This window comes from Pseudaminobacter salicylatoxidans (assembly GCF_003148475.1).
GTDB lineage: Bacteria > Pseudomonadota > Alphaproteobacteria > Rhizobiales > Rhizobiaceae > Pseudaminobacter > Pseudaminobacter salicylatoxidans.
Map to the genome: position 1 here is coordinate 20,790 of NZ_QGGG01000016.1, position 18,212 is coordinate 39,001.

Below are 18,212 nucleotides of genomic sequence, written 5' to 3' on the forward strand. Positions count from 1 at the left end.
CTGCTAACATAGGCAGCAGCAGGGCCTATGCCAAGCAGAAGAGCATGGTTCGGTTAAGCTTTACTGGCAATATGGCCTGCCAATGGCGGCGGCGGATGCGATTTTGCGCCGATCAGCCCGGCCGTCACCGCAGCCGGCGCAAGATCGAAGCCCGGCAGGAACAGCGCCCACGGCCCGACGACGGGTGCTCCCGAAACCCCATGCAAGCTCACCGGAGCCTCCAGGCCCCCAAGATATTCGCCCTCCCGCCAGAGCCTCGGCAGCGTTGCGCGCGCCGCGCGAGCAAGGCTGGCGGGCGCGGCAACGGCATCTATTTCCTGCGTTTTTGCCGCCGCCATGCCGGTCGGGGCGAGCGTCAAATCCTGCGCGCCGCCGGTCACATGAAGGCGGAAGCGGCCGTCCCAGACAGCATCTTCCACGGGCGCGGCCGGCGCAGGCAGGTGGCGCGCTTCACGGCGCAGGAATATGCCCTGCTTGCGGGCGTCGATCACGGTCCGCGACAATGTGGCGCAAAACCGTTCCTCGACGATCCTCGCAAAAACCGTCTGCGCACGCGCCAGGTCCGGCAGGTGGGAGGCACCGCCGGCCGCGCCGAGCAGAATGCGCAGCGCATAGACGGCCGCATCTGGCGCAGCCTTCGCGAAATCAGGCGCAAGGCGGATCAGGCCGGGGCAGGGATATGTCGCATGGGTGCGAATGAGAGCGGCGGCTTCTTCGCCCAGACGCCTGCGGTTGTGCGCCGCGCTGGCGGCATCGGCGAGCGCGGTTGCGATCCGCCGGTCGTCGTCCCGGCCGAGCGCGGCGCGCATGCGCGGCCGCTCGAACGTTTCGTTCACATTGGTCGGATCGTCCAGCCAGTCCTCATGGCGGTTACGCAGGAAGTCGCGCAGCGTCTCGCGGCGCGCGCCGAGCAGGGGACGTGCGATCCATGTTTCGCCTTCGAACAGCGTCACCGTCGCCATGCCGGCCAGGCCGCGCGCGTCCTGTTTTTCGGCGAGGCGCCCGGCACGCATCAGAACGGTTTCTGCCTGATCGTCGGCGGTGTGCCCGGTCAGGATCACGTCCGTGCCTTCCAGCCGCGCCGCTTCCGCCAGAAGCCGGTAGCGCGCCAGCCGCCCGGCGGCGGGGATGCCGGTGGCCGGCTTCGGCCCGGTCCAGCGCAGGATGCGATGGGAAATGCCATGACGGGCGCAAATCCGCGCCACCTGCCACGCCTCCCCGGCGGAACCGGGGCGCAAGGCGTGGTCGACCGTCACCGCGACCAGCCGGACATCGGGGGCGGTTCGTGCGAGCCAGTCTTTGGTGAGAAGAAGCAGCGCGAGCGAGTCGCTGCCGCCGGAAACCGCCGCCACGAGGGCGCGGCGCTGCGCAAAATCGAAGGTCTGGAAGAGAGGGAGAGGGTCAGTATCGATGCGGGTGGTCAGCACGCGGCGAGCGCCTGTTCCTGCTTGATGCGGTCCTTGAGCGCGCCGGAAATGTCGGGGTAGCGCTTGCCGATCTCGCCGAAGGTGGCGCAGGCGACGTCGCGCTGATTGAGGCCGGCCAGCGAGATGCCGAGCTTCAGCAGCATTTCCGGGGCCTTCTTGGACTTCGGATAGGATTTGTTGGCGGCCAGGAATGTTTCGGCCGCATCGCGGTATTTCTGTTGCCCGAGCAGCGCCTCGCCAAGCCAGAAACGCGAGTCGGCAGCCTTCGGGTCGTTCGGGAACCGCGCGATGTGATCGCGGAAGCCGGCTTCCGCCGTGCCGTAGTCGCCCGAAAGGATGAACTGGTAGGAATTGCGGTAGAGTTCGTCGGGATTGTCGGTTTCCGGCAATGCGGCAACGGCCGTGCCGCCCGCAGCCGGTGCGCTCGCGGCGGTGTTGCCTGCCGGTGCGTGGTTGCCGGATGCCTCGTCGCCGACGCTGCCGCTCTTGACGTTGCCATCGGCGTCGAAGGTGATGGTGCCGAAGGTCTTTGGCGGCGTGCCGCGTCCCGGTGTTGCGGTGGCGGTCTGGGTGGCGTCGCGACCGCCCTTTTCCGCGGCGCCTTGCGTGGACGTCGCGCCCTGCGTCTTCTTGTGGCCGGTGGAGGTCGCGGAATTCTCCGCGACGCTCCGGTTGCTATTGCTGCCGGCATCCGACTTCTTCTGGCCGCCGTCTTCCAGTTCCTGGAAGCGGAACTCGTTGTCCTCCTGCATCTTGCGCAGTTGCTCCTGCATTTGCAGGATCTGGAAATTGAGTTCCTCGATGGTGCCGTTCAGCGACCGCACCTGCTCTTCCAGAGCCGTCACGCGTGGGTCGCTGACCTGTGCAAGCTGCACCATGCCAGAGGTGCCGCGGTCGAAGACGCCCGGAAGATCGGCCTTCGGCATGGGTACGGCAAGGCCGGGGCTGCCGGCCGGAGTCGGCGCGGCGCCAGCCAGGGTGTCGCGCGCGAACGCCGCGCCCGACATAAGAAGCACGGCCAGCGTGCCACTCAGGATCGTTCGAAAATACATGTGCCTCTCGCCAATGGTGAACGGGAATTGCAATCTCGACGATTGCTCCTCGCCTTTTATCAGGGCGCGCGACTTCGGCCAAATTTTGTTTGAGGCCGCGGCCATGATGCCGGTTTGCAACCCGATTGCGTGACGTTGCCGGAATGCAACACATGCCCGGCCGTCAGGCGCGGATCGCGAGCAATGAAAAAGGCGGCCACGTGGACCGCCTTTTGCAGGTTTCTGGCAGAATGCCGCGGCTGCTTAGCTGCCGGCGCCCGAAAGCGTGGTGACCGCGCGGCGGTTCTGCGACCAGCAGGAGATGTCGTCGCAGACCGCGACCGGGCGTTCCTTGCCGTAGGAGATGGTGCGAATGCGGTTGGCGGGGACGCCGCGGCCGACCAGATAGTCGCGGGCGGCGGCGGCGCGGCGTGCGCCCAGCGCCAGGTTGTATTCGCGCGTGCCGCGCTCGTCGGCGTGGCCTTCCACGACGACCGCATACTGGGTGTACTTGTTGAGCCACTGCGCCTGGCGCGAGAGGATGCCCTGCGCGTCGGCACGGATCGACGAGGAGTCGGTATCGAAGAAGATGCGGTCACCGACATTCACGGTGAAGTCCTGCGCCGAGCCGGGGGTTGCGGCGCCGCCGCCAAGGCCGAGATCGGCCGCGCTGTTGGGTGTCTTCTTGGAAGCGCAGCCGGCAAGCGCCAGCGACGCCACCAGGGCGATGGCCACAGGGTTGGTTGCAAATTTAGCGATGCGGCGCATCCCGCCTCTCCTTCGCATTCGAGTGATTTCGTTGATCGACCAGTAACCACATCGCGGTTAACCGGCGTTCAAGAAATATGGTTAACGTTTGGTTTTGGCCGCCGTCCCGGCCAGTTGGAGCCTATGTCTCATTTCGCGCGCACCCTAGGCCGAAATGCGGCAGAAGCGCGGCGATTGCGTGAAAAGCCGCGCTTCGGAAGCCAGGTCCGCTATTCCAGCAGCGGCGACCAGGCCGGGTCGGAGGCGAAGTTCGCGGTGGGGATGGGCTGCTCGTTGCGGCCCGTCAGGTCGATGGAGTAGAGGCGGGGTCCGCCCGAGCCGGCGGCTTCGCGGAAGAACATGATGACGCGGCCGTTCGGCGCCCAGGTCGGGCCTTCCTGCTGGAAGCCGCTCGACAGGATGCGCTCGCCCGAGCCGTCGGTCTTCATGACGCCGATCTGGAACTGACCGCCCGATTGCTTGGTGAAGGCGATGAGATCGCCGCGCGGCGACCATACCGGCGTCGAATAGGTGCCTTCGCCGAACGAGATGCGGGTCTGGCCCGAGCCGTCCGCGTTCATCACATAGATCTGCGGGCGGCCGCCGCGATCGGAGGTGAACACGACCTTGGAGCCGTCCGGCGAGAAGGAGGGCGAGGTGTCGATCGCGGTCGAATTGGTCAGGCGCGTGGTGGTGCGGCTGCGCAGGTCCATCGAGAAGATGTTGGAATTGCCGTCGTCGCGCAGCAGGCTCATGATCACCCGCTGGCCGTCCGGCGAGAAGCGCGGCGCAAAGGTCATGCCGGGGAAATTGCCCACCAGTTCACGCTGGCCGGTCTCGATCTGCAGCAGATAGACCTGCGGCTGGCCGCTTTCATAGGACATGTAGGTGATTTCCTGACGCGTCGGCGAGAAGCGCGGCGTCATGGCGATGGAGCGGCCGTCCGACAGGTAGCGCACATTGGCGCCGTCCTGGTCCATGATGGCCAGCCGCCGCTTGCGGTCGGTCTTGGCGCCGGATTCGTCGACGAACACGACGCGCGTGTCGAAATAGCCCTTTTCACCGGTCAGGCGTTCATAGATCGCATCGGCGATGATGTGAGCCACGCGGCGTGAATTCGCCCGCGACGAGAAGAACTGCTCGCCCACGAGCTGCTGGCCCGCGAACGTGTCCCACAGGCGGAACTCGGCGCGCAGCCTGCCGTCGGCTTCCTGGCTGACGCGGCCGGTGACCAGCGCTTGCGCATTGATCACCTTCCAGTCCTCGAAGCGCGGAGCGGCGTCGGGATTGGAGATCTTCTCGATGAAGGCGCCCTTGTCGATCGGCGCAAACAGGCCCGAGCGCTTGAGGTCGGCGGCGACGATGCTGGAGATTTCGGCGCCGATGCCGTCACCCGACAGGAAATCGGTGATGGCGATCGGCAGCGGTTCGACATTGCCCTTGTTGACGTCGATCTCGACCAGCGCGCGCGCCGGCAGGGTCGCCACCGCGCTCATACCGGCAGCGAGCGCGCCCATCAGCATGATCGTTTTGAAGAGATGTTTCATTCAGTTCAGCCTCTTTTGTTCGGGCCCGCAAAGGCGGAATCAGAACATTTCGCTTGGATCGAAATTGACGATGACATCCGCCCAGGCGTCATACTTGTCGGCGGGAAGGTTGTAGGGCGAGCATTTCAGCACCGCGCGCCGTGCTGATTCGGCCGCGGCACGCTCGACGCCGCTCGCTCCGCCGCCGGAGATGATTTCGGCGCCGCCACTCACCGCCCCGTTGCGATCGAGCTTGAACTTCACCGACACGCGCAGGTTCTGCGCGTCGGCAGCCCCGGCCGGGATGTTCCAGCAGCGCTGGATCTGGCCGCGCAGCGCGTCCATCTCGCTCAGCGACAGCTTGGAGGCGTTGTTGCCCTTGTCGCCACCCAGGGCCGCCTGTTCGGTCGAGCGCTTGGCGCCGCCGCCGGCCGCCTTTTCCTTGCTGAGCAGGGCGGCGATCTCGTCGGCGTCGAACGACTTCTCGTCCGATTTCTGGCGCGAGGAGGACGCCTGCTTGATCAGCTTTTCCGCTTCCTTCTTTTCGGGAGACTTGGCGGTCTGTGCCTGCGGCGGCTGCGGCTTGGCAGCGGGCGAGGGGGCCGACTTGGGCAGTTGAACGGTCTCTGCGTCCGGGCTCTCGGATGCGATGGTTTCGGCCACGGGGTCCGGCTTCACCTCCTGCTTGGGCTCGGGCTGCGGCTTCACCTCGGTGGCCGGCGTGGGCGTCGGCTTGGGTTCTGGCTGCTTGACCGGCTCCGGCTTGGGGTCGTCGGCGGGCTTGGGCGTCGGTTCGGGCGAAGGCGGCGGCGCATCGGCCGATTCCACCGGCTTGGGCTTGGCTTCGGGCGTCGGCTTCTTGTCGGTGTCGACGCTGTTTTCGCCCACCTTCTGGGCATCGGCAACGATGTCGGGCCGTTGCGTCGGCTTCGGCGCGGGCTTTTCCTTCATCGGCGATTTCTTGTCGCCCTGCTGGATCTGGGTCAGCGATTCGATCGGAACGATGTCGACGGGAAGGGATTCGACATCCGTCACCTCGAAGGCGCGCGGCGCCGACAGCGTGAACAGGCCGAGCCCCAGCGCCGCAGCGTGCAGGATAACCGATGTTGTAAGACCGGCTTTCATGCCTTGCTACTTGTCCTGTTCCTGCAACGTCACCAGGCCGAGATTCTTGTAACCGGCGGCCGAAATACGCGCCATCACCTTCATCACCGTGCCGTAGTCGGCGGTCTTGTCGCCGCGCACATAGATGCGCTCGTCATAGCCGGTCTGGGAAATCGCCTCGAGCTTGGCGACGATCTCCTCGAGCGGGATTTCGGTTTCCTGCAGATAGATCTGGCCCTGGTCGTTCACCGACACGGTGATCGGCTGCGTCTCGGAATTCATTGCCTTGGCCTGCGTCTCGGGCAGGTCGATCGGCACGCCGACGGTGAGCAGCGGCGCCGCCACCATGAAGATGATGAGCAGCACCAGCATCACATCCACCAGCGGCGTGACGTTGATTTCGGAAATCGGTCCCTTGCGCCCGCGCCGCCTGCCGCGTCCGCCGCGCGCACCGCCTGCGCTTACAGACATACCCATGATTGCGTCCCCTTAGGCCTTCTGGGCCACCTTCTCATCGATTTGCCGCGACAGTATGGCGGAGAATTCGTCCGCGAAGCCTTCCATGCGTCCGCCCAGCTTGCCCGCATCCGCCGACAGCTTGTTGTAGGCGATGACGGCGGGAATGGCGGCCAGCAGGCCGATTGCCGTCGCCAGGAGCGCCTCGGCGATGCCGGGGGCGACCACGGCGAGGTTCGTCGATTTCGAACCGGCGATCGCCTGGAACGAGGTCATGATGCCGACCACGGTGCCGAACAGGCCGATGAAGGGGGCTGCCGAGCCGATCGTGGCGAGGAAGCCCAGCCGGCCCTCCAGCCGCTCCATCTCGCGCGTCAGCGCCAGGTCCATGGCCTTGTCGATGCGCGTCTGCAGCCCCAGCGGCGATTTCGCGCCCTTCTCGAAGCTCTTCTTCCACTCGCGCATGGCGGCCACGAAGATCGAGCCCATGCCCGAAGTCTTGCGGTCGGACAGCGTGCGGTAAAGCTCTTCGAGCGACTGGCCAGACCAGAAGACCTGCTCGAAGCGGTTCAGCGCCACACGCATGCGGCCATACGCGACGGCCTTGTCGACAATGATCGCCCAGGTCCAGATGGAAGCGCCGAGCAGGCCGAGCATGACCAGCTTGACGACCCAGCCGGCCTGCCAGAACAGTGCCCATATAGACAGTTGTGCGCTCGGTTCTGCGAGTGCGAGGTTTTCCATGTTCAGACAGTCCTTAATACTTTCCGGGCTCGGCTCAACGCTGCCCTTTGCGCTTCATCCCGACTTTGGTCCGTTCGCGCGAAGCTACCGGAATGCCCCAGAATTGCGCCGTTGCAGGCCTTTTCGGGGCGAAATTTGGTAAAAGGAAGGCGCTGAATCCGCGCAATCTTCACCATGTTCTTCATGAACTGTTATGGTTAAGGATGAGTTAGGAGTAAGGCCGCGAGATAACGTGCGACTATTCGCGTCGCATCTTTTTGTGGCGGGTGCCCGTGGAAATGCGCGCCCGGTCCTCTGGTATCGGCGCGCGCGCCGTTCTATATTCGCCAAGGCGGTCTGCGCCTCGCGGCAGGAGTAACATTCCCCGGGGCCTTATCGATCCTTAAGGGAGCTGTCCCTGGGAAGACCCGTGGGTTTTCTCATACGGCGCCCACCTACTTTGTAGGTTCCCGGGATCGACATCTCCACCGGTTGTGTGGATCGCCACTTTTCTCCTGCAATTTGATGGTTGCGCGTCCGGTTGCGGCACTTTTGCGCCGGGCGTCGAAATTTCGTGCCTCGTGGAGTAAGTGTCGTTCCCGCGACGCCGTGTCATGCCGGCCCCACCTATTTTTTGAGGAACATGCGGCGGTTGCAGGAGGTAGAGCCATGACGGACATGAAGGCGCTGAAAAAGGAACTGCGTCGCGAGGCGCTGGCGCGCCGCGACGCCCTGCCGGTCGACTGGCGCATCGAAATGTCGCTGCAAATGGCCGAGGCCGCCGCTTCCGTCCCTCTCGATCCGGGCACGGTCGTTTCAGGTTTCTGGCCCATGCGCTCGGAGGTCGACAGCCGGCCGCTGATGTTTGCGCTGCGCGAGAAGGGCGCCCGCCTGTGCCTGCCCGCCATCCTCGACAAGACCACCATCGTCTTTCGCGAACTGGTGCGGGGGGCCGAACTGGTCGGGATGAGCTTCGGCACCGCTGGCCCCGGCGAGGGTGCGGAGGTGCTCGACCCCGAAATCATGCTGATACCGCTCGCCGCATTCGACAGGCGCGGCCACCGCATCGGCTACGGCGCCGGCTATTACGACCGCGCCATCGGCAAGCTGCACGACAAGGGCATGCGTCCGCGCATGATCGGCGTCGCCTTCGACTGCCAGGAGGTTGCGCTGGTGCCCGACGAGCCGCACGACGTGGTTATCCCGGAAATCCTGACCGAAACCGGGTTGCGCCGCTTCGGCTCCTCTCTGTAGAAGGAAAAGGCGTCCGGCGACCGAAAATCGCGCATGCCGTCAGGCGTTAGAGCATGTTGCAGCCAAGTGGAATCACTCGGTGTCGCATACATGCAGCAAAATCAACTAGATGGACCATGATGTCGTCCGAAAGCCGCTTCGCACTTTTCAGCATCATGGTCTAGGCTTGGCTGCGGGACAAGGATTTCATGAGACTTCTCTTTCTGGGTGACATGGTCGGCAAGACCGGCCGCACGGCGGTCTGGGAAAGGCTGCCGGGACTGATTTCCGATTTCCGGCTGGATTTCGTCATCGTCAACGGCGAGAACGCCGCCGGCGGCTTCGGCATCACCGAAGAGATTTTTCGCGAAACGCTGAACGCCGGCGCCGATGTGGTGACCACCGGCAATCATGTGTGGGACCAGCGCGAGGCGCTGACCTTTGCGCCGCGCGAGGAACGCTTCCTGCGCCCGGCCAATTTCCCCAAGGGCACGCCGGGGCGCGGTTCGGGCGTCTATGTCGCCCGCAACGGCGCGCGTGTGCTGGTGTCCAACATCATGGGCCGCGTCTTCATGCATCCCGAGCTGGACGATCCGTTCCAGGCCGCCGAGCGCGAGCTTGCCGCATGCCCGCTCGGCGAGCAGGCGGATGCCGTGGTGATCGACTTCCACGCAGAGGCGACCAGCGAGAAGATGTGCTTTGCCCATTTCGTCGATGGGCGCGCCAGCCTCGTCGTCGGCACGCATACGCACCAGCCGACCGCCGATCATCAGATTCTCAATGGCGGCACCGCCTATCTGACTGATGCCGGCATGTGTGGCGACTATGATTCCTCGCTGGGCATGGACAAGGAGGAACCGCTCAACCGCTTCCTTTCCAAGGTGCCGAAAGGACGCTTCGAGGCGGCCAGCGGTCCGGCGACGATTTGCGGCGTCGGGGTCGAGATTTCCGATCGCACCGGCCTTGCCGAAAAGGTGGCGCCGCTCAGGCTCGGGGCCAGGCTGGAAGAAACCGTTCCGGTTTTTTGGTCCTGACGTTGACGTAAGCCGGGGCCGTTCCTACTTCTTGCCGGAAATCCTACCGGACAGGGGACAAGCTCCGCAGATGCCGATCATCGACTTTCTGGCGCCGCATTTCGCATTTCTCGGCGATCCCACGGCGTGGGCCGCCCTTGTCACACTCGTGGTGATGGAGGTGGTGCTCGGCATCGACAACCTCATCTTCATCTCGATCCTCACCAACAAGTTGCCGCCGGAGCATCAGTCGCGGGCGCGCCGGCTGGGCATCAGCGCCGCACTCGTCATGCGTCTGGTGTTGCTGGCCACCATATCCTTTATCGTGCAGCTCACCACGCCGGTGTTCACCTTGTTCGACCATGGCTTCTCGTGGCGCGACATCATCCTCATCGCCGGCGGGCTGTTCCTGGTCTGGAAGGCCACGACCGAAATCCACCATTCGATGGACCCAGCCCATGGCGACGGCGCGCAGAATGCGGCCAGCGGCACGCTGCAGCTCACGCTGGGCGCGGCGATCTTCCAGATCCTGCTGCTCGATCTGGTGTTCTCGGTGGATTCGATCATCACCGCGGTCGGCATGACCGACGAGATCGTCATCATGTATATCGCCGTCATCGCGGCGGTGACGGTCATGCTTTTGGCCGCCGACCCGCTGGCCAAGTTCATTGCCGCCAACCCGACCATCGTCATGCTGGCGCTCGGCTTCCTGCTGATGATCGGCATGACGCTGATTGCCGACGGCATGGGCTACCATGTGCCCAAGGGCTACATCTACGCGGCCATGGGCTTCTCGGCGCTGGTCGAGGGCCTCAACATGCTGGCGCGGCATCGCAGGTCCGGCGGCGGACACTGACACCCCTTTTTGCCGGCCACTGTGGGGGGCGGCAAAACGGTTCTTCTGGACGTTGGGCGGCATTTTATCTATAAGCCGCCCCATTCCAGATAGCCGAAATTCAACGACAGCAGGGGTTCCATGGCTGGCCATTCACAATTCAAGAACATCATGCACCGCAAGGGCCGTCAGGATGCGGCGCGGTCCAAGATGTTTTCCAAGCTCGCGCGCGAAATCACGGTTGCCGCCAAGCAGGGCCTTCCCGACCCGGCGATGAACCCGCGCCTGCGGCTCGCGATCCAGAACGCCAAGGCCGAGTCGATGCCGAAGGACAACATCCAGCGCGCCATCAACAAGGCTTCGGGCGGTGATGCCGAGAACTACGAGGAAGTGCGCTACGAGGGCTATGGCCCTGGTGGTATTGCCGTTATCGTCGAGGCGCTGACCGACAACCGCAACCGCTCCGCCTCGAATGTGCGTGCCGCCTTCACCAAGGCCGGCGGTGCGCTGGGCGAAACCGGTTCGGTCGCGTTCATGTGGGATCGCGTCGGCGAGATCGTCTACCCGCCGGCTGCCGGCGATGCCGACAAGGTGATGGAGGCCGCGATCGAGGCCGGCGCGGAAGACGTGCAGTCCGACGAGGACAGCCACACCATTTTGTGCGCCTTCGAAGACCTCGGCGACGTGTCCAAGGCGCTCGAAGCCTCGCTCGGCGAAGCCCAGTCGCTCAAGGCGATCTGGAAGCCGCAGAATACCGTGCCTGTGGACGAGGATCGCGCCCGCTCGGTGCTGAAGCTCATCGCCACCCTGGAGGACGACGACGACGTGCAGAACGTCTACGCCAATTTCGAGGTGGACGAAGAAACCATGGCCAAGCTCAGCGCGGCATGACCACGCCCGGGGCCCGCATCGCCATCACCTACTGCACGCAGTGCATGTGGATGCTGCGTGCGGGCTGGCTGGCGCAGGAACTGCTTTCCACCTTCGGCACGGATCTCGCGGAAGTGGCATTGGTACCCGGCACCGGCGGCATCTTCGAGATCACCTGCAATGGCGAGCTGATCTGGGAACGCAAGCGCGACGGCGGCTTTCCGGAGGCCAAGGTGCTCAAGCAGAGGGTTCGCGACATCATCGACCCGCAACGCGATCTCGGCCATGCCGACCGCAAGCCGGCGGAGTGAGCCCAGGCCGCCCGGACGCTCTCCGACATGCGAGGCCCGCAATAAAAAAACCCGCCTCGAAGGCGGGTTTTTTTTGCAATGGTTTCGAAGCGCGGCTTAGATGCCGAGGCCTTCGTAGCGCTTCTTGAACTTCGACAGGCGGCCGCCGCGGTCGAGCAGCGTCTGCGTGCCGCCGGTCCAGGCCGGATGGGTCGACGGATCGATGTCGAGATTCATCGTGTCGCCTTCCTTGCCCCAGGTCGAGCGCGTCTGGTATTCGGTACCGTCGGTCATGACGACCTTGATCATGTGGTAGTCGGGATGGATATCGGCCTTCATCGCACTTTTTCCTGCTGTCGGGCGCGGATCGCGGCTTGCGCCTGCGGCGATGCGCCTCTTTTGAAAACTCGAAGCCGCAGCTATTGAGGGCCACGGCTTCTAAAACGGTCGGCGTGGCTATACATCAGGCCGATTTGAATCACAAGGCCGCAGCGGAGGTTTCGCGCAGACGGCTGAAAGGACGGAAAAGATGGCTGAAACGGAGCGGAACGAGGAACGGAAAAGCCGACGTTCCCTGCAGCCTCTGCGACGACTTTCGCCCTACATCATGCGCTATCGCGGCCTCGTCCTCGGGGCCGGCGTCTCGCTGGTCATGGCCGCCGTCACCACGCTGACCTTGCCGATCGCTGTGCGCCGCATGATCGATCACGGCTTTTCGGAGTCGGATTCGGGTTTCATCGCCAATTATTTCTCCATGCTCGTGGCCATGGCCGCGCTACTGGCGCTGTCTTCGGCCTGCCGCTACTATTTCGTCATCACGCTCGGCGAGCGGGTGGTGGCCAATATCCGCCGCGACGTGTTTGCGCGCGTCACCAGCCTGTCGCCTGCCTTTTTCGACACCGCGCAATCGGGCGAGATCGTCTCGCGCCTGACCGCCGACACCACGCAGGTGAAATCCGCCGTAGGCGCCACGGCCTCGGTTGCGCTGCGCAATGTCATTCTGTGCTTCGGCGCCATCGCCATGATGATCGTGACCAGCCCGAAACTGTCCGGCCTCGTGTTGGCGGCGATCCCCGTCATCGTCCTGCCGCTCGTCGGTTTCGGTCGCTCGGTGCGGCGCAAGTCACGCGCCGCGCAGGACACGCTGGCCGATGCCACGGCCTACGCCAGCGAGCAGATCGGCGCCATTCGCATCCTTCAGGCCTTCACCAACGAAAAGCTGGTCAACGGTCGCTTCGCCCGCGCGGTGGAGGTTTCCTTCGAGGCCGCGCGCTCGTCCATCTTCGCGCGCTCCTTCCTCACCTTCTTCGCCATCTTCACCATCTTCGCCTCGGTGGTGGCGGTGCTGTGGTTCGGTTCGCGCGATGTGCTGAGCGGCGCGCTGTCGGCCGGCACGCTTGGGCAGTTCCTGCTCTATTCGGTTTTCGCCGCTGGCGCGCTCGGGGCACTTTCGGAGGTGTGGGGCGATCTCAGCCAGGCGGCAGGCGCCGCCGAGCGGCTGACCGAAATCCTGGCCGAAGAACCGACGATCACCGCCCCGGCGCATCCGCTGCCCTTGCCGGCAAAACCGGAAGGGCGCATCGAGTTCCGCAGCGTCTCCTTCGCCTATCCCGCGCGCCCGGAGCGGCCCACGCTGCATGATGTCGGCTTCACGATCCAGCCGGGCGAGACGGTGGCCATTGTTGGCCCGTCGGGTGCCGGCAAGAGCACGATCTTCTCGCTGCTCCTGCGTTTCTACGATCCCGATGCGGGTGCCGTGCTCATCGATGGTGTCGATGTGTCGAAGGCCGATCCGCAGGCCGTTCGCACCCGCATGGCGATCGTGCCGCAGGACATCACCATTTTCGCGGCCAGCGCGGGCGAGAACATCGCCTTCGGCCGGCCCGATGCCTCGCCGCAGGACATTCGCGACGCCGCGCGCGACGCGCTTGCCGACGAATTCATCGAAAAGCTCGAAAAGGGCTATGACACGCAGGTGGGCGAGCGCGGCGTGATGCTGTCGGGCGGCCAGCGCCAGCGCGTGGCCATTGCCCGCGCCATTCTGCGCGATGCGCCGATCCTGTTGCTGGACGAGGCGACCTCGGCGCTCGACGCCCAGAGCGAAACAGCGGTTCAGACCGCCCTGGAGCGCTTGATGCAGGGCCGTACCACCATCGTCATCGCGCATCGGCTGGCGACCGTCCTGAAAGCCGACCGCATCCTGGTCATGGATGGCGGCCGCATTGTCGAGGAAGGCACCCATGCCAGCCTCGTGCGCAAGGGCGGCGTCTATGCCGATCTGGCGCGGCTGCAATTCGAAACCGGCGCAACCGCTTTCCAGGCGGCGGAGTAGAGCATTTGCAGTCAGACGGAATCGTCTGACGTCGCACAAATGCGGCCAGGAAAACAAGGCTGGAGCAGCGGAGGCGCGTTCGTCAGAACGCCCGCCGCTCCAGCCGCGGCGGGCACCGCCTACGCCCCGTAGCGCTGCTTCAGATGCTCGATGAAATAGCGCGCATTGAGTTTCTCGCCGGTCGCGCGCTCCAGAAGTTCGGGCGTCGAATAGCGCGAGCCCTGCGACCAGATATTATCGCGCCGCCAGCCATTGACCGTCTCGAAATCGCCGCGCGCGATCTGCTCGTCCACGGCCGGATGCTGCTGTTTGAGCGCCGCCCATTGCTGCGCCGCCATCATCGCGCCCAGCGTATAGGATGGGAAATAGCCGAAGGCGGCGCCTGGCCAGTGCACGTCCTGCATCGGCCCGTCGGCGGGGTTGTCGATGGTCGAGAGCCCCAGATAAGCGCGCATCTTGGCGTCCCACGCTTCCGGCAGGTCCACAGGGCTCAGCTGGCCGCCGACCAGTTCCTGCTCCAGTTCGAAGCGCAGGATGACGTGCAGCGGATAGGTCACTTCGTCGGCATCGACGCGGATCAGGCCGGGCTCGACCATATGCACATGCGGCAGGATATCGGCCTTGCTCCAGTGTTCGCCCAGATGCTGTTCGACCAGCGGCAGGCCCCAGTCCCAGAAGGCCGGATTGCGGCCGAACTGCTTTTCCACGAACAGGCTCTGGCTTTCATGCACCGCCATGCCGCGCGCCTTGCCGAGCGGCCAGTGCGCCCAGTCCTGCGGCAGGTTCTGCTCATAGAGCGCGTGGCCGGTCTCGTGCAGCACGCCCATCAGCGACGACAGGAAGTCGGTGGTCTTGTAGCGCGTGGTGATGCGCACATCGGTCGGCACGCCGCCGCAGAACGGATGGTGCGACACCGACAGGCTGCCGTGCGTGAGGTCGAAGCCCACGGCCGCCATCATCGCAAGGCCAAGCTCGCGCTGGCGCTCGACCGGATAGGAGCCGGAAAGAGGTTTTAGCGGCGCCTTCCCCAGCCGGGCAGCCTGCACCTCGAGCGCTTCCGGCACGAAACCCTTGAGAAAGCGCTTCAGTTCATCGAACACGGGCGCGATGTCGGCGGCGCGGTTGCCGGGATCGTACTGCTCCATCAGCGCGTCGTAGGGCTGGAGCTTGAGCGCGTCGGCGCGCATGGCGGCCTCCTCGCGCACCAACGCGATCACGCCTTCCAGCGCGGGCAGGAAGCCCGCCCAGTCGTTCTTGGCGCGCAGGTCGCGCCAAAGCTGCTCGCAGCGCATGCGCGCCACCGTCAACCGTTCGACGAACTCGGCGGGCAGGCAGGTCATGTTGGTGTATTGCCGCTTGAATTCGCGCAACGCCGCCTGTTGATCCGTGTCGAGCGCCTCGCTCTCGGCCGCGCCCATCCAATCGGCGATTTCGGGCGCCGTCGCCTGCCGGTGATGCATGCCCGCAAGCGTGGCCACGGCTTGCGCGCGCTTTTCGCCGCCGCCGATCGCCATATGGGTGGCCTCGTCGGCTCCGAGAATGGCGAGCGCATGTTCCAGCGCCTCGAGCTTGCGGCCGAGCTGGTCGAGTTTTGCGAATGACATGGTGCCTCCGGACATCGTTGCAGGCCGGCGAGAGGACACCAATGCGCCGCCGCTGGCAAGCCCCTGAAAGGGCCTGCCGATGCGGGTGTCAGCGCTCGGTCAGCTTCAGCTCGATGCGGCGGTTGCGCGAGCGCGCCTCGTCGGTGCCGGCGGTATCCAGCGGCTGGTATTCGCCGAAGCCGGCCGCCACCAGCCGGTTTGCCGGCACGCCGTTCTCGATCAGGAATTTCACCACCGAGGTCGCGCGGGCCGACGAAAGCTCCCAGTTGTCGCGGTAGCGCCCGGTGCCGGAAAGCGGCCGGTCGTCGGTGTGGCCGTCTACGCGCAGCACCCAGTTGATTTCGGGCGGAATTTCCTTCTGCAGCTCGATGACCGCATCGGCCAGCTTTTTCATCTCGACGCGTCCGGCCTCGTTGATGACCTCCGATCCGACCGGGAACAGCACTTCCGACTGGAAGACGAAGCGATCGCCGACGATGCGGATGTTTTCGCGGTCGGAGAGGATTTCGCGCAGGCGCCCGAAGAAGTCGGAGCGGTAGCGGTTCAGCTCCTGCACGCGTTGGGCGAGCGCGACGTTCAGCCGGCGGCCGAGATCGGCGATCTTGGTGTTGGATTCGCGGTCCTTGGCCTCGGAGGCCTGCAAGGCATCCTCCAGCGCGGCGATCTGCTTGCGCAGCGCCGAAATCTGCTGGTTGAGAAGCTCGACCTGCGACAACGCCCGCTGGCTGATCTGCCGCTCCTCGTCGAGTTCGCCCGAGAGCGAGCCGATGCGCGCGTCGGCGGCGGCGCCCGCGCCCGCACCCTGCGCCAGAAGCTGCTGCAGGCGGCTCTTTTCGGCCTCTGCGGCCGAAAGCGAGGCTTGCAGATTGGCGAGCGAATCCTGCGCGTCCTGGGTGTTGGATTTTTCCAGCGCCAGAAGCTGCGTCAGCTCGTTGATCTGCGAGTTGAGGCGGTTCAGCACCTCGTCCTTGCCGGTGATCTCGCGGCTGAGCAGGAACTGCGCCAGCACGAACACGGACAAGAGGAACATGATGGCCAGGAGCAGCGTCGACAGCGCGTCGACGAAGCCTGGCCAGTAATCTATGCGGCGGTCGCTGCGCCGGCGGGCCAGCGCCATCTCAGCTATGCTCCCGCTTCTTCAGCGCATCGGCGATCTTGTCGAGGGTCGCGCGCATCGCCTTCTGCTCCTGCGATTGGGCTTCCACCCAGTCGCGCATGATCTGCTGCTCGGAGCGCATGTTCTTGACCAGCCCGGAAATGCCGTCGGCCAGATTGGCCATGGCGGTGGCGACGCGCGGGCTGGAGCCGCTGCTTTCCTGCAGGTTGCGCAGCCGCTCGGCCAGCACCCGGATTTCCTCGGCGGTGCCGGCATGCACGGCGTCGCTCACCGGCATGTCCGAGGACAGGTCGGTGACGGAGGAAAGCCAGTTTTCCAGTTCCGTATAGAAGCGCGTCTGCGCGCGGCCGGCCTGAAGGTCGAGGAAGCCGAGCACCAGCGAGCCTGAAAGACCGAACAGCGAGGACGAGAACGCCGTGCCCATGCCGGCCAGCGGCGCCGAAAGGCCCGCCTTCAGGGCTTCCAGCACGGCGGCCGTGTCACCGCCGCCGGGGTCAAGCGACTGGATCGTGTCGCCGATCGAGCCGATCGTGTGCAGCAGGCCCCAGAAGGTGCCGAGCAGGCCGAGAAACACCAGAAGTCCGATCAGATAGCGCGAGATGTCGCGCATTTCGTCGAGGCGCGTCGCGATGGAATCGAGCATGGTGCGCATCGAATTGGTCGACAGCGACGTCGATGACGAGCGGCCGAGCAGCGCCTTCATGGGCGCCAGCAGCACCGGCTCGGTGGTTTCCATGCCCGCGCGGAAGGAGTTCACCCAGCGCACTTCGCGAAACAGCCGCACCACCTGCATCAGCGCCAGCAATATGCCGATCAGCAGCACGCCGAGGATCAGCCCGTTGAGGCCGGGATTGGTGGCGAAGGCGGACGAGATCTGCCGCGCCAGAATGGCCGCGATGAAGGCGACGATGGCCAGGAAGATCAGCATCGAAAGCAGGAAGACCTGCGGGCTCGACAGCTTGTGCGGGTCGTAGTCCGCGTCGGCAGCCTTGCCCGCCCCAAATTGTCTCAGCAATGCCATTCGCACTCCGATTGTCCGAATTCTACCGCGCGGCGGCGCCTGTGTAACAGTCTTCAAGACTGCCCGCGACTCTAAACGGAATTGTGACGAAAATGAAAGACGATTGCTGCGGCGGCGGCATCGGATGAGCCGCCTACAGCCGGTTGACGATCAGGCAATCGATCAGCGCGGCGAAATGCAGGCCGGCGCCCGTCACCACGAAGCCGTGCCAGACCGCATTCTGAAAACGCAGGCCGCGCCAGACGAAGAACACCACGCCGCAGGAATAGACGATGCCGCCGGCAAGCAGCAGCGTGAGCGTCATGGGCGGCAGCGTATCGAGCAGGGTGCGCGCCACCATCACGCCGCTCCAGCCGATGGCGAGATAGAAGCCGATGGCGAGCCGGTCGAAGCGGCCGGGAAAGAACATTTTCAGCACGATGCCGGCCAACGCGGCAGACCAGACCAGCGCGATCATCTGGCCGGCGAGCATCCCGTCGCCGAGCTGGGCGAGAAAGGGCGTGTAGGTCGCCGCGATCAGCAGATAGATCGCGGCATGGTCGAAGCGCCGCAGGATCCACTTGGCCGGTGAGACCGGCCAGAGATTGTAGGCGAGCGAGATCGACAGGACCGTCAGCAGGGCGACGACATAGAAGGCGGCTGCCAGATATTCGCCGGGATCGAGCCGGGAGGCGGCAAGCGCCAGCGTGGCCGAGCCCGCCGAGATCGCCAGCACGATGCCCACCGCGTGGACGATGCCGTCGGCGATCAGCTCGGCGCGTGAATAGTGGAAGCGGCCCGCGAAGGGCAGGCCGTCATCCGCGATCTGTCGCCGGTACGGTTCGGATGCCTCCATGACCACCTGATATTTCCGGCGGCCTTGGACTTTTTCAAGGCAGGGTGA

The 18,212-nt window shown here is 65.0% G+C and carries 18 protein-coding genes and 1 other RNA gene; 7 read left to right on the top strand and 12 right to left on the bottom strand.

Annotated elements, in window-relative coordinates; all coding sequences use genetic code 11:
* Window positions 1-53: 53 nt before the first annotated feature.
* The 7 genes from tilS to tolQ all read right to left on the bottom strand — a co-directional run bounded on the left by tilS (window position 54) and on the right by tolQ (window position 7,035).
* Window positions 54-1,427 (bottom strand): tRNA lysidine(34) synthetase TilS, encoded by a 1,374-nt coding sequence (tilS, locus tag C7441_RS19225; protein WP_244916206.1) that lies wholly within the window; start codon window positions 1,425-1,427, stop codon window positions 54-56.
* Window positions 1,421-2,479 (bottom strand): tol-pal system protein YbgF, encoded by a 1,059-nt coding sequence (gene ybgF, locus C7441_RS19230; RefSeq protein WP_170125194.1) that lies wholly within the window; start codon window positions 2,477-2,479, stop codon window positions 1,421-1,423. Before ybgF ends, tilS begins: the two co-directional genes overlap by 7 nt.
* A gap of 243 nt (window positions 2,480-2,722) precedes the next feature.
* Window positions 2,723-3,226 carry a peptidoglycan-associated lipoprotein Pal gene (gene pal, locus C7441_RS19235; RefSeq protein ID WP_019172014.1) on the bottom strand — a complete coding sequence of 168 codons (504 nt, stop codon included), beginning with the start codon at window positions 3,224-3,226 and terminating at the stop codon, window positions 2,723-2,725.
* Between the two features lie 209 nt (window positions 3,227-3,435).
* Window positions 3,436-4,752 carry a Tol-Pal system beta propeller repeat protein TolB gene (gene tolB / locus C7441_RS19240; protein WP_019172013.1) on the bottom strand — a complete coding sequence of 439 codons (1,317 nt, stop codon included), beginning with the start codon at window positions 4,750-4,752 and terminating at the stop codon, window positions 3,436-3,438.
* A 39-nt stretch (window positions 4,753-4,791) separates the two neighbouring features.
* A complete protein-coding gene (locus tag C7441_RS19245) occupies window positions 4,792-5,856 on the bottom strand; it encodes a hypothetical protein (RefSeq protein WP_109614265.1) in 1,065 nt (354 codons plus the stop codon).
* Between the two features lie 6 nt (window positions 5,857-5,862).
* Window positions 5,863-6,312, bottom strand: coding sequence for a protein TolR (gene tolR / locus C7441_RS19250; protein WP_109614266.1), 450 nt, complete (start codon window positions 6,310-6,312; stop codon window positions 5,863-5,865).
* A 12-nt stretch (window positions 6,313-6,324) separates the two neighbouring features.
* Window positions 6,325-7,035 carry a protein TolQ gene (gene tolQ, locus C7441_RS19255; protein WP_019172010.1) on the bottom strand — a complete coding sequence of 237 codons (711 nt, stop codon included), beginning with the start codon at window positions 7,033-7,035 and terminating at the stop codon, window positions 6,325-6,327.
* A gap of 330 nt (window positions 7,036-7,365) precedes the next feature.
* Here tolQ and ssrS point away from each other — a divergent pair.
* From ssrS to C7441_RS19285, 6 genes are all read left to right on the top strand, one after another.
* Window positions 7,366-7,521, top strand: a non-coding RNA gene (ssrS, locus tag C7441_RS19260) — 6S RNA.
* A gap of 162 nt (window positions 7,522-7,683) precedes the next feature.
* Entirely contained in the window at window positions 7,684-8,268 is a 585-nt protein-coding gene (locus C7441_RS19265) for a 5-formyltetrahydrofolate cyclo-ligase (RefSeq protein ID WP_109614267.1), read from the top strand.
* Between the two features lie 188 nt (window positions 8,269-8,456).
* Window positions 8,457-9,281: a TIGR00282 family metallophosphoesterase gene (locus tag C7441_RS19270; protein ID WP_026060359.1), complete on the top strand. Its 825-nt coding sequence runs from the start codon at window positions 8,457-8,459 to the stop codon at window positions 9,279-9,281.
* A gap of 70 nt (window positions 9,282-9,351) precedes the next feature.
* Window positions 9,352-10,116, top strand: a complete 765-nt coding sequence (locus C7441_RS19275; protein WP_109614268.1) for a TerC family protein — start codon at window positions 9,352-9,354, stop codon at window positions 10,114-10,116.
* Between the two features lie 120 nt (window positions 10,117-10,236).
* Entirely contained in the window at window positions 10,237-10,986 is a 750-nt protein-coding gene (locus tag C7441_RS19280; RefSeq protein ID WP_109614269.1) for a YebC/PmpR family DNA-binding transcriptional regulator, read from the top strand.
* Window positions 10,983-11,276 carry an Rdx family protein gene (locus C7441_RS19285; protein WP_109614270.1) on the top strand — a complete coding sequence of 98 codons (294 nt, stop codon included), beginning with the start codon at window positions 10,983-10,985 and terminating at the stop codon, window positions 11,274-11,276. Before C7441_RS19280 ends, C7441_RS19285 begins: the two co-directional genes overlap by 4 nt.
* Window positions 11,277-11,372: 96 nt before the next feature.
* Here C7441_RS19285 and rpmE read toward each other — a convergent pair whose 3' ends face one another.
* A complete protein-coding gene (gene rpmE / locus C7441_RS19290) occupies window positions 11,373-11,594 on the bottom strand; it encodes a 50S ribosomal protein L31 (protein WP_019172003.1) in 222 nt (73 codons plus the stop codon).
* A 190-nt stretch (window positions 11,595-11,784) separates the two neighbouring features.
* Here rpmE and C7441_RS19295 point away from each other — a divergent pair, with 190 nt between their 5' ends.
* Window positions 11,785-13,587, top strand: a complete 1,803-nt coding sequence (locus C7441_RS19295) for an ABC transporter transmembrane domain-containing protein (RefSeq protein WP_019172002.1) — start codon at window positions 11,785-11,787, stop codon at window positions 13,585-13,587.
* 119 nt (window positions 13,588-13,706) lie between these two features.
* Here C7441_RS19295 and C7441_RS19300 read toward each other — a convergent pair whose 3' ends face one another.
* From C7441_RS19300 to trhA, 4 genes are all read right to left on the bottom strand, one after another.
* Complete coding sequence (locus tag C7441_RS19300) at window positions 13,707-15,191, bottom strand: carboxypeptidase M32 (RefSeq protein WP_109614323.1); 1,485 nt, start codon at window positions 15,189-15,191, stop codon at window positions 13,707-13,709.
* 88 nt (window positions 15,192-15,279) lie between these two features.
* Window positions 15,280-16,308 carry a peptidoglycan -binding protein gene (locus tag C7441_RS19305; protein ID WP_109614271.1) on the bottom strand — a complete coding sequence of 343 codons (1,029 nt, stop codon included), beginning with the start codon at window positions 16,306-16,308 and terminating at the stop codon, window positions 15,280-15,282.
* Window position 16,309: 1 nt separating this feature from the next.
* On the bottom strand, window positions 16,310-17,329 hold the full coding sequence (locus C7441_RS19310) for a MotA/TolQ/ExbB proton channel family protein (protein ID WP_109614272.1): 1,020 nt from the start codon (window positions 17,327-17,329) through the stop codon (window positions 16,310-16,312).
* Between the two features lie 133 nt (window positions 17,330-17,462).
* Window positions 17,463-18,164 carry a PAQR family membrane homeostasis protein TrhA gene (gene trhA / locus C7441_RS19315; protein WP_109614273.1) on the bottom strand — a complete coding sequence of 234 codons (702 nt, stop codon included), beginning with the start codon at window positions 18,162-18,164 and terminating at the stop codon, window positions 17,463-17,465.
* Window positions 18,165-18,212: the final 48 nt, after the last annotated feature.